Source organism: Lelliottia sp. EB106-05-01-XG201, assembly GCF_058791735.1.
This window is the reverse complement of the sequence record NZ_JBYTDV010000001.1, coordinates 3035683-3049836: the sequence shown is the minus strand read 5'-3', so window position 1 is coordinate 3049836 and position 14154 is coordinate 3035683. Positions and strand designations below refer to the sequence as shown.

Here is a 14154-nt window from a genome sequence, read left to right as displayed (position 1 = left end):
GATAACCCATAATTTTTCAATATGTTAATCAACGGAAGATAGATATGAATAATCGTAAACTGCTTTTATCGCTGGCGATTGCTGCCACGCTGCTTTCTGGCTGTAAAAACATGGGCGGCGTCGATGCAAATGGGCTCGCCAGCGCCGGGATGTCCGCCTATCAGGCCGCTACCCTCACGGATGCTGATGCAAAAGCAATCGCCAACGGCGGCTGTAAGGAGCTGGACAGCCAAAATGATATTGCTGGCGCTTCAAGCAAATACACTAAGCGTATCAATAAAATAGCTAAGGCGTTGGGCAATAATATTAACGGCACACCCGTCAACTATAAGGTGTATTTGACCAGCGATATCAATGCCTGGGCGATGGCAAATGGTTGCGTCCGTGTATACAGCAGCCTGATGGATATGATGACAGACAACGAAATTGAAGGTGTGCTGGGTCATGAGCTAGGGCATGTGGCGTTAGGTCATTCCCGTAAAGCGATGCAGACAGCTTATGCCACCGTAGCGGCTCGCGATGCCGTCTCTGCAACCAGCGGGGTGGCGGCTCAGCTTACGCAATCGCAGTTAGGTGATATTGCCGAAGGGGCAATAAACTCTGCGTTTTCGCGTAGTCAGGAATCAGAAGCCGATGATTTCTCTTATGATCTGCTCAAAAAACGCAAAATCAGTACTGCGGGCTTAGCCAGTAGCTTCGACAAACTGGCTGCGCTCGACGGCGCTCATGCCAAATCCCTGTTTGATTCACATCCGCCTTCGGCTGAACGTGCCCAGCATATCCGCGATCGTATTGCGGCAGACAAGAAGTAACGCTTTGACTTACGGGTTGGTTTCACACCAGCCCGTACTTTAATGTCTATTTCTTCTACACTCACCTTCAAACATTCCGTTATTTACACGCAACATTAACGGTTGCTGGCAATGGCGCGTATAATGCGCGGCGTTTATGTAACTGACGCCTCTAATGAAGGAGAGAACGATGACAGCAATTGCCCCGGTAATTACCATTGATGGGCCAAGCGGTGCAGGTAAAGGCACCTTGTGCAAAGCGATGGCGGAAGCATTGCAATGGCATCTTTTAGACTCAGGAGCAATCTATCGCGTTCTGGCGTTAGCGGCACTGCATCATCATGTGGATGTGGCTTCTGAAGAAGCACTAGTCCCGCTGGCAGCACATCTTGACGTCCGCTTCGTCTCGACGAATGGCAATCTTGAGGTCATCCTTGAAGGGGAAGACGTCAGCGGTGAGATCCGCACCCAGGAAGTGGCGAATGCTGCATCACAGGTGGCTGCGTTCCCGCGCGTTCGCGAGGCGCTGCTGCGTCGTCAGCGTGCGTTCCGAGAAGCGCCTGGTCTGATAGCGGACGGTCGTGACATGGGAACCGTGGTATTTCCTGATGCGCCTGTGAAGATTTTCCTTGACGCTTCTTCGGAAGAGCGCGCGCAACGTCGTATGCTTCAGTTGCAGGAAAATGGCTTTAGTGTTAACTTTGAACGCCTTTTATCCGAGATAAAAGAGCGCGATGACCGCGATCGGAATCGTGCTGTAGCGCCACTTGTTCCGGCAGACGATGCTTTAGTGCTCGATTCTACCCGTTTAACTATTGAGCAAGTGATTGAAAAAGCGTTACAATACGCGCGCCAGAAATTGGCACTCGCTTAATCGCGACAGATTTGTAGTACCCCCGCTGCAATGGATTGACGGCGGGTATGTGAAACAACCCCATCCGGCATGGAGCCAGGTGGACGTTATATTAACCTGAAGATTAAACATGACTGAATCTTTTGCTCAACTATTTGAAGAATCCTTAAAAACAATCGAAACCCGTCCGGGTTCCATCGTTCGTGGTGTTGTTGTTGCTATCGACAAAGATATCGTACTGGTTGACGCCGGTCTGAAATCTGAGTCTGCCATTCCGGCAGAGCAGTTCAAAAACGCCCAGGGCGAGCTGGAAATCCAGGTAGGTGACGAAGTTGACGTTGCACTGGATGCAGTAGAAGACGGCTTCGGTGAAACTCTGCTGTCCCGTGAAAAAGCTAAACGTCACGAAGCTTGGATCACGCTGGAAAAAGCTTACGAAGAAGCTGAAACTGTAGTCGGTGTTATCAACGGCAAAGTTAAAGGTGGCTTCACTGTTGAGCTGAACGGTATTCGCGCGTTCCTGCCAGGTTCTCTGGTAGACGTTCGTCCGGTTCGCGACACTCTGCACCTCGAAGGCAAAGAGCTTGAGTTCAAAGTTATCAAGCTTGACCAGAAGCGTAACAACGTTGTTGTTTCCCGTCGTGCCGTTATCGAATCCGAGAACAGCGCAGAGCGCGATCAGCTGCTGGAAAACCTGCAGGAAGGCATGGAAGTTAAAGGTATCGTTAAGAACCTCACTGACTACGGTGCATTCGTTGATCTGGGTGGCGTTGATGGCCTGCTGCACATCACCGACATGGCGTGGAAACGCGTTAAACACCCAAGCGAAATCGTGAACGTTGGCGACGAAATCACTGTTAAAGTGCTGAAGTTCGACCGCGAGCGTACTCGTGTATCTCTGGGCCTGAAACAGCTGGGCGAAGATCCATGGGTCGCTATCGCTAAACGTTACCCAGAAGGTACTAAACTGACTGGTCGCGTTACCAACCTGACCGACTACGGCTGCTTCGTTGAAATCGAAGAAGGCGTTGAAGGCCTGGTGCACGTTTCCGAAATGGACTGGACCAACAAAAACATCCACCCATCCAAAGTTGTTAACGTTGGTGATGTAGTGGAAGTGATGGTTCTGGATATCGACGAAGAACGTCGTCGTATCTCCCTGGGCCTGAAGCAGTGCAAAAACAACCCATGGCAGCAGTTCGCGGAAACCCACAACAAGGGCGACCGTGTTGAAGGTAAAATCAAGTCTATCACTGACTTCGGTATCTTCATCGGCCTAGACGGCGGCATCGACGGCCTGGTTCACCTGTCTGACATCTCCTGGAACGTTGCAGGCGAAGAAGCAGTACGTGAATACAAAAAAGGCGACGAAATCGCTGCAGTTGTTCTGCAGGTTGACGCAGAACGTGAGCGTATCTCTCTGGGCGTTAAACAGCTCGCAGAAGATCCGTTCAACAACTGGGTTGCACTGAACAAGAAAGGCGCAATCGTAAACGGTAAAGTGACTGCAGTTGACGCGAAAGGCGCAACCGTAGAACTGGCTGACGGCGTTGAAGGTTACCTGCGCGCTTCTGAAGCTTCACGTGACCGCGTTGAAGATGCAACTCTGGTTCTGAGCGTTGGCGATGACGTTGAAGCTAAATTCACCGGCGTTGACCGTAAGAACCGTGCAATCAGCCTGTCTGTTCGTGCTAAAGACGAAGCTGATGAGAAAGATGCCATCGCAACTGTTAACAAACAGGAAGATGCAGGTTTCTCCAACAACGCAATGGCTGAAGCTTTCAAAGCAGCTAAAGGCGAGTAATTCAAGAGCTCTAAGTCATTTGAGCGGTAACAAGGCAACGAGCCTGAGAACCCCAGGAGCCTACTTAAGTAAGTGACTGGGGTGTGCAGGCGAAGTTAACGTAGTGACCGCTCGAAGGATAACGAGCAGACTTGACAGATTGCAGGATTCGTTCTGTAATCAATAACAAAGGGCGGCTACGGCCGCCCTTGTTTAATAAGCTGTTCAGCTAATTGGTTTGAAGGAACCGGAGGAATCATGACCAAGTCAGAATTGATTGAAAGACTTGCCAGTCAACAATCGCACATCCCCGCAAAAGCAGTGGAAGATGCAGTGAAAGAGATGCTAGAGCATATGGCCTCGACTCTTGCACAAGGCGAGCGCATTGAAATCCGCGGTTTCGGTAGTTTCTCTCTGCATTATCGTGCTCCACGAACCGGGCGTAACCCGAAGACTGGCGATAAAGTCGACCTGGAAGGCAAATACGTTCCGCACTTTAAGCCGGGTAAAGAACTGCGCGATCGCGCCAATATTTACGGGAACTGAGTTTAGCCTGCGGGCGAAACTGGGTTATCTAAAGAAAGCACCTTCGGGTGCTTTTTTTATTGGCGACAACCCAAACTGGAAGCCTCCACGCATTTCATATTTATCATTGCTGCAAACGGGAATAATCCCTTCGGCAAGGACTGTAATTTCACTTTTTCCTCCCTGACGCCCTGATATTCCTGATGCACACTGCCCCGAAACAGGGAGGTGTTCATGGGTGTTCCTGCAATCAGTGCTTGTCTCATCATGGCGATAATACCGTTGCTGTGGCTGCCTTCGCTGCCCGGTCTGCCAGTCATCTGGGTATGTATTGCCGTTGGCATTCTGCTGGCTGCACAGCGTCTGATCTATCTGCGCTATACCGGCTTATGGCTGCTGTTTTTTGCCTGGGGTGTGTTAGCGGCGCAGGAAGCCGTCTGGCCGATGCAGCATCTAACGGATGGGTCACAGCAGGCTGAAGTGGTGATTACCGCCACTGATGGGGCCACCACGCATCAGGGACAGATTGAGCGCCTGAACGGCAAGCCCTGGCGTTCAACGACCGGTGTAATGCTATACGGCAATTACTTACCGCAGCCCGCGTGTGCGGGACAGCGGTGGGCAATGACACTGCGCCTTCGCGCCGTTCACGGTGAGCTCAACGACGGCGGATACGACTCGCAGCGTAGCGCGCTAGCTTCACATCAGCCTTTAACCGGCAGATTCACTCACGCAGAAGTGCTGGAGGCAAACTGCAGTTTGCGGGCACGATATCTCAACTCCCTCACCGTAGAGCTGAAACCTTATCAGTGGGGCGCCGTTATTCTCGGGTTGGGGATGGGCGAGCGACTGGCGGTCACGCAAGAGGTCAAAAAGCTAATGCGTGAGACCGGCACATTGCACCTGATGGCGATCTCAGGTTTGCATATTGCTCTTGCGGCATCCCTCGTCTGGCTTATCGTGCGTGGACTCCAGTTTTTACTTCCGTGTCAGTGGATAGACTGGCGCACGCCGTTGCTGGCAGGCGTTTGCTTCGCGGCGTTTTATGCATGGCTCACCGGGATGCAACCGCCAGCATTGCGAACGGTCGTCTCGATCGCGGTGCTGGCTACGCTGCGCCTGAGCGGAAGGCAGTGGTCGCCGTGGCAGGTCTGGCTGTGCTGTGTGGCGGCAATTCTGTTTATCGATCCGCTGGCCGTGCTTTCGCAAAGTCTGGCTCTGTCAGCGTTCGCCGTCGCCGCGCTGATTTTCTGGTATCAGTGGCTGCCATTCCCTCAGTGGCCGGTACCCCGGTGGATAAAACAGCTGCTGGCATTGCTGCATCTGCAACTGGGTATGCTGTTTTTGCTCTTACCGCTCCAGGTCAGTATTTTTCACGGGATGAGCATTTCCTCTCTGGTCGCCAATCTCTTTGCCGTGCCACTGGTTACCTTTATCTCCGTGCCGCTGATTTTGGCCGGAATGCTGCTGCATCTGAGCGGACTCGGTTTGCTGGAAGCAAAGATCTGGTTTCTGGCCAACAAATCGCTGGATCTGCTCTTTCGACTGTTAAAGGCATTACCGGATGGCTGGATCGATATTGATGAGCGCTGGCTGGCGGCGGCCTCTCTTCCCTGGCTTGCCATTATGGTCTGGCGTGTACGTGCCTGGAGATCGGCCCCAGGCGTGTGCATCGTGGGAAGTGTATTGCTGACATTTCCTTTGTGGCGCTCGCACAAAACAGAAGGCTGGACGGTTCATATGCTGGATATCGGACAGGGCCTGGCGATGGTCGTTGAACGTCAGGGGAAGGCGATTTTATACGATACCGGGTTAGCCTGGCCGGGTGGCGACAGTGGGCAGCAGCAGATCATCCCCTGGCTGCGCTGGCATCATCTGACGCCGGAAGGGGTGATTATTAGTCACGAGCACATGGACCATATCGGCGGATTGAACTCGTTGCTTAATGCCTGGCCTGCGATGTGGATAAGGAGTCCGCTGGGTTGGGCCGGGCATCAGCCCTGTTTTCGTGGCGAGCACTGGCAGTGGCAGGGCCTGACCTTTACGGTCCACTGGCCGCCAAAGGAATATCAGGCGCAGGGAAATAACCATTCGTGCGTGGTGAAAATTGACGATGGCGAGCACAGCGTGTTGCTCACCGGGGATATCGAAGCGACTGCGGAACAAATGATGTTAAGCCATCGCTGGCAGTGGCTAAGGTCTACACTTATCCAGGTGCCGCATCATGGGAGTAATACCTCGTCTTCACTGCCGCTTGTCCAGCGCGTGGAAGGGAAGGTCGCTTTAGCCTCTGCGGCGCGGTACAACGCATGGCATTTTCCGTCAGTAAAAGTCGTCAGGCGCTATAAAAAGGAGGGCTATTCTTGGTTCGATACACCGCAATCCGGGCAAATCTCAGTCAGTTTTTCGCCACGAGGCTGGCAAATCCATCGCTTACGAGATCAAATTTTACCTCGTTGGTACCATCAGTGGTTTGGCGCGCCCGTAGATAACGGGTAGAATATGCGGCTATTTCAACAAATGCTGGTTTTATGAATGCATAACGACAAAGATCTCTCCACGTGGCAGACCTTCCGCCGACTCTGGCCGATGATTGCACCCTTCAAAACAGGTCTGATCGTGGCGGGTGTCGCGTTAATCCTCAACGCAGCAAGCGATACCTTTATGCTGTCGCTCCTCAAACCGTTACTGGATGACGGTTTTGGTAAAACGGATCGCTCAGTGTTGCTATGGATGCCTCTGGTGGTTATCGGACTGATGATCTTACGTGGCATCACCAGCTATATCTCCAGCTACTGCATTTCCTGGGTATCGGGAAAAGTGGTCATGACCATGCGTCGCCGCCTGTTCAGCCATATGATGGGCATGCCGGTCTCCTTCTTTGACAAGCAGTCCACCGGGACCTTGCTGTCACGCATCACCTACGATTCTGAGCAAGTCGCGTCGTCCTCTTCCAGCGCCCTGATTACCGTGGTGCGTGAAGGTGCGTCGATCATCGGCCTGTTCATCATGATGTTCTATTACAGCTGGCAACTGTCGATCATTCTGATTGTGCTGGCACCGATTGTGTCGATCGCTATCCGCGTGGTCTCCAAGCGTTTTCGTAACATCAGCAAAAACATGCAGAACACGATGGGGCAGGTGACCACCAGTGCCGAGCAGATGCTGAAAGGCCATAAAGAAGTGTTGATCTTTGGCGGCCAGGACGTCGAAACAAAACGCTTCGATAAAGTCAGCAATAAAATGCGTCTGCAGGGGATGAAAATGGTTTCGGCCTCGTCCATCTCTGACCCAATCATTCAGCTGATTGCCTCTCTGGCGCTGGCATTTGTTCTCTATGCTGCGAGCTTCCCGAGCGTCATGGAAACCTTGACCGCCGGTACCATTACCGTGGTCTTCTCCTCGATGATTGCGCTGATGCGTCCGCTGAAATCCCTGACCAACGTCAACGCCCAGTTCCAGCGCGGTATGGCGGCCTGTCAGACGCTGTTCAGCATTCTCGATACGGAGCAGGAAAAAGACGAAGGCAAACGCGTGATTGAACGCGCCAACGGCGACGTTGAATTCCGTAACGTCACCTTCACCTATCCTGGCCGTGAAACACCCGCTCTGCGCAATATCAGCCTGAACATTCCGGCCGGTAAAACCGTGGCGCTGGTGGGTCGTTCGGGTTCCGGTAAATCGACTATCGCCAGCCTGATGACCCGTTTTTACGACATCGACGAAGGCGAAATCCTGCTCGACGGCCACGATCTGCGGGAATACACCCTGCAGTCGCTGCGTAATCAGGTGGCGCTGGTGTCTCAAAACGTTCACCTGTTCAACGATACGGTTGCCAACAACATCGCTTACGCCCGTACGGAAGAGTACAGCCGTGAAGCGATCGAGAATGCGGCGCGTATGGCCTATGCGATGGACTTTATCAATAAGATGGACAACGGTCTGGATACGGTCATTGGCGAGAACGGCGTGCTGCTTTCCGGCGGTCAGCGCCAGCGTATCGCTATTGCCCGTGCGCTGCTGCGCGACAGCCCGATTCTGATCCTGGATGAAGCCACTTCAGCGCTGGATACTGAGTCAGAACGCGCGATTCAGTCGGCGCTGGACGAACTGCAGAAAAACCGTACCTCACTGGTGATTGCGCACCGTCTGTCGACTATCGAGCAGGCGGACGAAATCGTGGTTGTGGAAGACGGTATCATTGTTGAGCGTGGAAGCCATGCGGATCTTATCGAGCACCGCGGCGTTTACGCTCAGCTTCATAAAATGCAGTTTGGCGCATGATTGCACGCATCTGGTCCGGGGAATCTCCTCTCTGGCTGCTGCTGTTGCCGCTCTCCTGGCTGTATGGCCTGGTGAGCGGCATCATTCGTTTGAGCTATCGCCTGGGACTTAAAAAATCCTGGCGAGCGCCGGTACCCGTTGTGGTCGTCGGGAATCTCACCGCCGGAGGTAACGGGAAAACCCCCGTGGTGATCTGGCTGGTCGAACAGCTGACAAAACGGGGCATTCGTGTCGGCGTGGTGTCGCGCGGTTACGGCGGAAAAGCCGAGCGCTACCCGCTGCTGCTGACAAATGCCACCACTACGGCACAAGCCGGGGATGAACCCGTACTCATCTTCCAGCGCACCGGCGCACCGGTCGCCGTTTCTCCCAACCGCAGCGAAGCTGTTCAGGCGCTGCTGGCAGAACATCCTCTACAAATCATTATCACCGACGACGGCTTACAGCATTACGCCCTGGCGCGTGACAAAGAGATCGTGGTGATTGATGGCGTGCGCCGTTTCGGCAACGGCTGGTGGTTACCTGCCGGGCCGATGCGCGAACGTGCCTCCCGTCTGCGTTCCGTCGATGCGGTGATCGTGAATGGCGGCGAAGCGCGGTCCGGCGAAATCCCGATGACCTTAAAGCCAGGTCTGGCGGTGAATTTGCTCACGGGCGAACATCGAGAAATCACGCAATTGCCTTCCCTGGTTGCCATGGCCGGTATTGGTCATCCTCCACGTTTTTTTGCCACTTTAGAAAGCAATGGCGCAACGCTTGAAAACCGAATCCCGCTCGCCGACCACCAGGCGCTGAGTCTGGAAAGCGTTGAGCCTCTGGCCGCTCCTCACCAGAATTTGATCATGACCGAAAAAGACGCGGTCAAATGCCGGGCCTTTGCCAAAGCCAACTGGTGGTATCTGCCCGTTGACGCAGAGCTGAGCGGCGACAAACCCGAACACTTGCTCCAGGAACTGATGGCGCTGGTGCGCTAAGTCGAATGCGGTTCTGGTAGCGCGAAGACTGACAGGAAAACGCATGTCTCTACCGCAACTTTCGCTAAGTGCCGCACGCCATTTACACCTCGCCGCACAGGGGCTGTTGAAAAAGCCCCGCCGTCGCCCACAGCCCGCCGATATTCTCTCTGCCATCCAGCGCATGTCGCTGCTGCAAATCGACACCATTAATATCGTCGCCCGCAGCCCCTATCTGGTGCTGTTCAGTCGTCTCGGGAATTATCCCGCGCAGTGGCTGGATGACGCCCTGAGTCAGGGCGAACTCATGGAATACTGGGCGCACGAAGCCTGTTTCCTGCCGCGCAGCGATTTCGGTCTGGTGCGCCATCGCATGCTTGCGCCTGAGAAAATGGGCTGGAAGTACCGGCAAGAGTGGATGCAGGAAAATGCCGATGAGATCGACCAGCTGATCGCCCATATTCAGGACAACGGCCCGGTGCGCTCCGCCGATTTTGAACATCCGCGCAAAGGCACCAGCGGCTGGTGGGAGTGGAAACCGCATAAGCGCCATCTGGAAGGGCTGTTTACCTCCGGGAAAGTGATGGTCGTGGAGCGGCGCAATTTCCAGCGCGTCTACGATCTGACTCACCGGGTGATGCCGCACTGGGACGATGAGCGCGATCTGCTCGATCAGGCCACGGCTGAAAATATCATGCTGGAAAACAGCGCCCGCAGCCTGGGAATTTTCCGCGGCCAGTGGCTGGCGGATTACTATCGTCTGCGGCAGCCTGCGCTAAAACCGCTACTCGAAAGCTGGCAGAACAATCAGCGCGTGTTGCGCGTGGAAGTCGAGCGTCTTGGCGAAATGTGGCTCCATGCGGATCTCTTCCCGCTGTTACCTCAGGCTGATGACGATAAGCTGACCGCGTCACACAGCGCGGTCTTATCTCCCTTCGACCCCGTCGTCTGGGACCGCAAACGCGCCGAGCAGCTGTTTGATTTCACCTATCGCCTGGAATGCTACACCCCTGCGCCAAAGCGCCAGTTTGGCTATTTTGTCCTGCCGCTGCTGCACAAAGGCCGTCTGGTCGGGCGAATGGACGCGAAAATGCATCGCAAAACCGGCGTTCTCGAAATCATTTCGCTTTATCTGGAAGAGGGCGTGAAGGTCAGCGCAACGCTGGAGAAAGGTCTCACTTCCGCGCTCAACGACTTTGCTCTCTGGCAGCAGGCTCGTCAGATCACCCTGGCACGACTGCCGGACGGGTTGTTTGCGGGCTGTCGGAGTGGCTGGGAAATAGACATAGCCTGAAAAAGGAATGTGGTAAGCTTTAGCGATAACCTATACGGAGGAACTATGGATCACCGTTTACTTGAAATCATTGCCTGCCCGGTGTGCAACGGCAAACTGTATTACAGCCAGGATAAGCAAGAGCTGATTTGCAAAATCGACAACCTGGCATTCCCGTTTCGTGACGGCATTCCCGTCCTGCTGGAAACCGAAGCCCGTACGCTGGCGGCAGAAGAGAGCAGACCATGAGTTTTGTTGTCATCATCCCGGCACGTTTCGCCTCAACCCGTTTACCGGGCAAACCGCTGGTCGATATCAACGGTAAACCGATGATTGTTCACGTGCTCGACCGGGCGCGCGAATCCGGTGCCGAGCGCGTCATCGTCGCCACCGATCATGAAGACGTGGCGCGTGCGGTGGAAGCCGCGGGCGGCGAAGTGTGCATGACCCGCGCGGATCACCAGTCCGGTACTGAACGCCTGGCGGAAGTGGTTGAGAAATGCGGTTTCAGCGATGATACGGTGATCGTTAACGTGCAGGGCGATGAGCCGATGATCCCGGCGGTCATTATCCGTCAGGTGGCGGAAAACCTCGCGCAGCGCAAAGTGGGAATGGCAACGCTTGCGGTGCCGATTCATCACGCGGAAGAGGCATTTAATCCGAACGCCGTGAAAGTGGTGATGGACGCGGAAGGTTATGCGCTCTATTTCTCCCGTGCGACCATCCCCTGGGATCGCGACCGTTTTGCCCAGTCTAAAGAGGCCATCGGCGATACGTTCCTGCGCCATCTGGGCATTTACGGCTACCGCGCTGGCTTTATCCGCCGCTACGTGACCTGGGCACCAAGCCCGCTGGAGCAGATCGAAATGCTCGAGCAGCTGCGTGTGCTGTGGTATGGAGAAAAGATCCATGTGGCTGTGGCCGAGGAAGTACCGGGTACCGGCGTGGATACCCAGGAAGATCTCGAGCGCGTGCGCGCAGAACTGAAATAATCTCCAGCATCCCCTCGTTCGGGGGGATGTTTTACCGCCTCGTTTTATCTCATTTTTCTGGCTTCAAATTGATCTCATAAGGGTGACATCCGTCGGCTACGCGCTCATTATGAAAGCAGTAGTTTTGATGGGGGTAATCTCATATGGAACAATTGCGTGCTGAGCTGAGCCACCTGCTGGGCGAAAAACTCAGTCGGGTGGAGTGCGTGAGCGAGAAGGCGGACACTTCCCTGTGGTCGCTGTATGACAGTAACGGCAATCCCATGCCGTTAATGGCGAGAAGCTTTACCTCCCCGGGCGTCGCCAGGCAGCTGGCGTGGAAAATGTCGATGCTGGCGCGCAGCGGGACGGTGCGGATGCCGACGGTGTACGGCGTCATGACCCACGAAGAGCATCCCGGCCCGGATGTGCTGCTGATTGAGCGTCTGCGCGGTGTCCCGGTCGAAGCACCCGCCAGAACGCCGGATCGCTGGGAACAGCTCAAAGATCAGATCGTCGAAGGGTTGTTGTCATGGCATCGCCAGGACAGCCGTGGACTGGTCGGGCCGGTGGACAGCACCCAGGAAAATCTCTGGCCGCTCTGGTATCGCCAGCGGGTGGAAGTGCTCTGGGGAACCCTCAATCAGTTCAACAATACTGGCCTGAGCATGCAGGATAAGCGTATTTTATTCCGCACCCGCGAATGTCTGCCGACGATGTTCGAGGGCTTTAACGACAACTGTGTGTTAGTTCACGGCAACTTTACCCTGCGCAGCATGCTAAAAGATGCCCGTAGCGATCAGCTTCTGGCGATGGTCGGGCCGGGCATTATGCTGTGGGCACCGCGCGAATATGAACTCTTCCGCTTAGGCGAAAGCGCGCTGGCTGAGAGTTTGATGTGGCACTATCTGCAGCGAGCGCCAGTATCGGAATCCTTCCTCTGGCGTCGCTGGCTGTATCTGTTGTGGGATGAAGTCGCGCAGCTGGTGAATACCGGGCGTTTTAACCGCGCGAACTTTGATATGGCGACGAAATCACTCCTGCCCTGGCTCGCCTGACGAGCCTTTCAGCCACTGCCAGAGTTGCCCGAGGGATTCATACCCGACGCGATCGCTGTGCATCAGCCAGGTCGGGGACGGAATGATGCGCTCCCACGGGTTGAGCGGGGCGTCGATCGCCAGCTGATTCGCCGGGGCCGGGAGCGGGTGCAATCCGGCATGTTCAAAGAAAATCATCGCCCGCGGCAGATGCGAGGCGGAGGTCACCAGCAGGAAAGGCGCATCGCCGATCGCCTGTTTCACGGCGGCGGCTTCTTCTTCCGTATCTTTCGGGCTGTCGAGGGTGATAATCGCCGAGCGCGGCACGCCAAGGGATTCCGCCACGCGCGCCCCGGCCTCTGCGGTGCTGACCGGGTTGGTTTGAGCGGCGGCACCCGTGAAGATCATTTTCGATCCCGGATTGGCCAGCCACAGGCGAATCCCTTCGTTGAGCCGCGGCAAGCTGTTATTGATTAGGTTCGAACTGGGCGCCCATTTCTCGTCCCAGGTGTAACCGCCACCCAGCACCACGATGTACTCCACTTTCTGATTTCCCTGCCACGTCGGGTACTTATCTTCGATAGGGCGCAATAGCCCATCCGCCACCGGTTGCAGACTTAACAGCAGCAACGCCAGCCAACCCGTCGTAATGACGATTTTACCGCTTCGCTGAAAACGGGTGAACCAGACTAACAGCAGCCCGAGCGCAATGAACATCAGCAGGAGAGGGAGGGGAAGCATCATCCCTCCAATGTATTTCTTTAGGGTAAAAAGCATCCTTTTTGGTTCCTTTTTTAACCATACAGCAGGTGATTACACGCGATATTACACCAGAGAGGTTCATTCTCCGCGCGGGTGTGACAAAATAGCGGTTTTGCTGCTAGCGGATGGAACTCTCCCAATGCGGGATCGCAATTTTGATGACATCGCGGAAAAGTTTTCGCGGAACATTTACGGCACCACCAAGGGGCAGTTGCGTCAGACGATCCTGTGGCAGGATCTCGACACCGTGCTGGCCACCTTTGGTGACCGAAAGTTGCGGGTTCTGGACGCGGGCGGCGGTGAAGGTCAGACCGCCATTTTAATGGCGCAGCGCGGCCATCACGTCACGCTTTGCGATCTCTCTTCTGAAATGGTCGAACGCGCGAAACGCGCGGCAGAAGAGAAAGGTGTGAGCGACAACATGCATTTTATACATTGCGCCGCTCAGGACATTGCGCAGCATTTGGAAACTCAGGTTGATCTGATATTGTTTCATGCTGTGCTGGAGTGGATCGCCGAGCCGCAGGAGATGCTAAAAATCCTGTGGTCTGTGCTGACGCCCGGCGGCGCATTGTCGCTGATGTTCTACAATGCTAACGGCCTGCTGATGCGTAACGTCCTGGTGGGCAATTTCGGCTATGTACAGCAGGGCATGTATAAAAAGAAACGGCGCACGCTTTCGCCGGATTTCCCCCGCGATCCGCAGCAGGTTTACGGCTGGCTGGAAGAGATGGGCTGGGAGATCACCGGGAAAACGGGCGTCAGGGTGTTTCATGATTATCTGCGCGATAAACAAAAACAGCATGACTGTCTTGACGCGTTAACAGAAATAGAAACGCGGTATTGCCGTCAGGAACCCTTTATCAGTCTTGGGCGATACATTCACGTCATCGCGCGCAAGCCGCAGAAGCAAGGATAATTT

General features: G+C 54.8%; 14 protein-coding genes. 12 read left to right on the top strand and 2 right to left on the bottom strand.

All coding sequences use genetic code 11. The annotated features are described in order from the left end of the window. The first annotated feature begins 44 nt into the window (after positions 1–44). From loiP to ihfB, 4 genes are all read left to right on the top strand, one after another. Positions 45–812: a metalloprotease LoiP gene (gene loiP / locus AC3WS9_RS14370; RefSeq protein WP_285149147.1), complete on the top strand. Its 768-nt coding sequence runs from the start codon at positions 45–47 to the stop codon at positions 810–812. Between the two features lie 169 nt (positions 813–981). Then, on the top strand, positions 982–1665 hold the full coding sequence (gene cmk, locus AC3WS9_RS14365; protein ID WP_282492372.1) for a (d)CMP kinase: 684 nt from the start codon (positions 982–984) through the stop codon (positions 1663–1665). 109 nt (positions 1666–1774) lie between these two features. Further along, entirely contained in the window at positions 1775–3448 is a 1674-nt protein-coding gene (gene rpsA, locus AC3WS9_RS14360) for a 30S ribosomal protein S1 (RefSeq protein WP_100776997.1), read from the top strand. A gap of 237 nt (positions 3449–3685) precedes the next feature. Continuing rightward, on the top strand, positions 3686–3973 hold the full coding sequence (gene ihfB / locus AC3WS9_RS14355; protein WP_012016828.1) for an integration host factor subunit beta: 288 nt from the start codon (positions 3686–3688) through the stop codon (positions 3971–3973). A 56-nt stretch (positions 3974–4029) separates the two neighbouring features. On the opposite strand, the gene AC3WS9_RS14350 is transcribed toward ihfB, so the two are convergent. Then, positions 4030–4188: a hypothetical protein gene (locus AC3WS9_RS14350; protein WP_324724031.1), complete on the bottom strand. Its 159-nt coding sequence runs from the start codon at positions 4186–4188 to the stop codon at positions 4030–4032. Between AC3WS9_RS14350 and AC3WS9_RS14345 the strand changes: the two genes are divergently transcribed. The 7 genes from AC3WS9_RS14345 to AC3WS9_RS14315 all read left to right on the top strand — a co-directional run bounded on the left by AC3WS9_RS14345 (position 4187) and on the right by AC3WS9_RS14315 (position 12491). After that, complete coding sequence (locus AC3WS9_RS14345) at positions 4187–6451, top strand: ComEC family protein (RefSeq protein WP_492488987.1); 2265 nt, start codon at positions 4187–4189, stop codon at positions 6449–6451. The genes AC3WS9_RS14350 and AC3WS9_RS14345 overlap by 2 nt on opposite strands. A gap of 36 nt (positions 6452–6487) precedes the next feature. Next, positions 6488–8236, top strand: coding sequence for a lipid A ABC transporter ATP-binding protein/permease MsbA (gene msbA, locus AC3WS9_RS14340; protein ID WP_282492375.1), 1749 nt, complete (start codon positions 6488–6490; stop codon positions 8234–8236). After that, positions 8233–9210: a tetraacyldisaccharide 4'-kinase gene (lpxK, locus tag AC3WS9_RS14335; RefSeq protein ID WP_492488985.1), complete on the top strand. Its 978-nt coding sequence runs from the start codon at positions 8233–8235 to the stop codon at positions 9208–9210. Before msbA ends, lpxK begins: the two co-directional genes overlap by 4 nt. A gap of 43 nt (positions 9211–9253) precedes the next feature. After that, entirely contained in the window at positions 9254–10483 is a 1230-nt protein-coding gene (locus AC3WS9_RS14330) for a winged helix-turn-helix domain-containing protein (RefSeq protein ID WP_492488984.1), read from the top strand. A gap of 45 nt (positions 10484–10528) precedes the next feature. After that, complete coding sequence (gene ycaR / locus AC3WS9_RS14325) at positions 10529–10711, top strand: protein YcaR (RefSeq protein WP_282492378.1); 183 nt, start codon at positions 10529–10531, stop codon at positions 10709–10711. Then, positions 10708–11454, top strand: coding sequence for a 3-deoxy-manno-octulosonate cytidylyltransferase (kdsB, locus tag AC3WS9_RS14320; RefSeq protein ID WP_492488982.1), 747 nt, complete (start codon positions 10708–10710; stop codon positions 11452–11454). The genes ycaR and kdsB overlap by 4 nt, the downstream gene beginning before the upstream one ends. A 143-nt stretch (positions 11455–11597) precedes the next feature. Then, positions 11598–12491: a YcbJ family phosphotransferase gene (locus tag AC3WS9_RS14315; protein WP_100776991.1), complete on the top strand. Its 894-nt coding sequence runs from the start codon at positions 11598–11600 to the stop codon at positions 12489–12491. Here the strand turns inward: AC3WS9_RS14315 and elyC are convergent. After that, complete coding sequence (gene elyC / locus AC3WS9_RS14310; RefSeq protein WP_492488979.1) at positions 12468–13247, bottom strand: envelope biogenesis factor ElyC; 780 nt, start codon at positions 13245–13247, stop codon at positions 12468–12470. The two genes, AC3WS9_RS14315 and elyC, sit on opposite strands and share 24 nt — an antisense overlap. A gap of 124 nt (positions 13248–13371) precedes the next feature. Between elyC and cmoM the strand changes: the two genes are divergently transcribed. After that, entirely contained in the window at positions 13372–14151 is a 780-nt protein-coding gene (gene cmoM / locus AC3WS9_RS14305; protein ID WP_492488977.1) for a tRNA uridine 5-oxyacetic acid(34) methyltransferase CmoM, read from the top strand. The last annotated feature ends 3 nt before the right edge of the window (positions 14152–14154 follow it).

Excerpts from the sequence above, each read along its gene's own strand:
- loiP (WP_285149147.1), top strand. The coding sequence starts at position 45 with ATGAATAATCGTAAACTGCTTTTATCGCTGGCGATTGCTGCCACGCTG.
- cmk (WP_282492372.1), top strand. The coding sequence starts at position 982 with ATGACAGCAATTGCCCCGGTAATTACCATTGATGGGCCAAGCGGTGCA.
- rpsA (WP_100776997.1), top strand. The coding sequence starts at position 1,775 with ATGACTGAATCTTTTGCTCAACTATTTGAAGAATCCTTAAAAACAATC.
- ihfB (WP_012016828.1), top strand. The coding sequence starts at position 3,686 with ATGACCAAGTCAGAATTGATTGAAAGACTTGCCAGTCAACAATCGCAC.
- AC3WS9_RS14345 (WP_492488987.1), top strand. The coding sequence starts at position 4,187 with ATGGGTGTTCCTGCAATCAGTGCTTGTCTCATCATGGCGATAATACCG.
- AC3WS9_RS14350 (WP_324724031.1), bottom strand. The coding sequence starts at position 4,188 with ATGAACACCTCCCTGTTTCGGGGCAGTGTGCATCAGGAATATCAGGGC.
- msbA (WP_282492375.1), top strand. The coding sequence starts at position 6,488 with ATGCATAACGACAAAGATCTCTCCACGTGGCAGACCTTCCGCCGACTC.
- lpxK (WP_492488985.1), top strand. The coding sequence starts at position 8,233 with ATGATTGCACGCATCTGGTCCGGGGAATCTCCTCTCTGGCTGCTGCTG.
- AC3WS9_RS14330 (WP_492488984.1), top strand. The coding sequence starts at position 9,254 with ATGTCTCTACCGCAACTTTCGCTAAGTGCCGCACGCCATTTACACCTC.
- ycaR (WP_282492378.1), top strand. The coding sequence starts at position 10,529 with ATGGATCACCGTTTACTTGAAATCATTGCCTGCCCGGTGTGCAACGGC.
- kdsB (WP_492488982.1), top strand. The coding sequence starts at position 10,708 with ATGAGTTTTGTTGTCATCATCCCGGCACGTTTCGCCTCAACCCGTTTA.
- AC3WS9_RS14315 (WP_100776991.1), top strand. The coding sequence starts at position 11,598 with ATGGAACAATTGCGTGCTGAGCTGAGCCACCTGCTGGGCGAAAAACTC.
- elyC (WP_492488979.1), bottom strand. The coding sequence starts at position 13,247 with ATGCTTTTTACCCTAAAGAAATACATTGGAGGGATGATGCTTCCCCTC.
- cmoM (WP_492488977.1), top strand. The coding sequence starts at position 13,372 with ATGCGGGATCGCAATTTTGATGACATCGCGGAAAAGTTTTCGCGGAAC.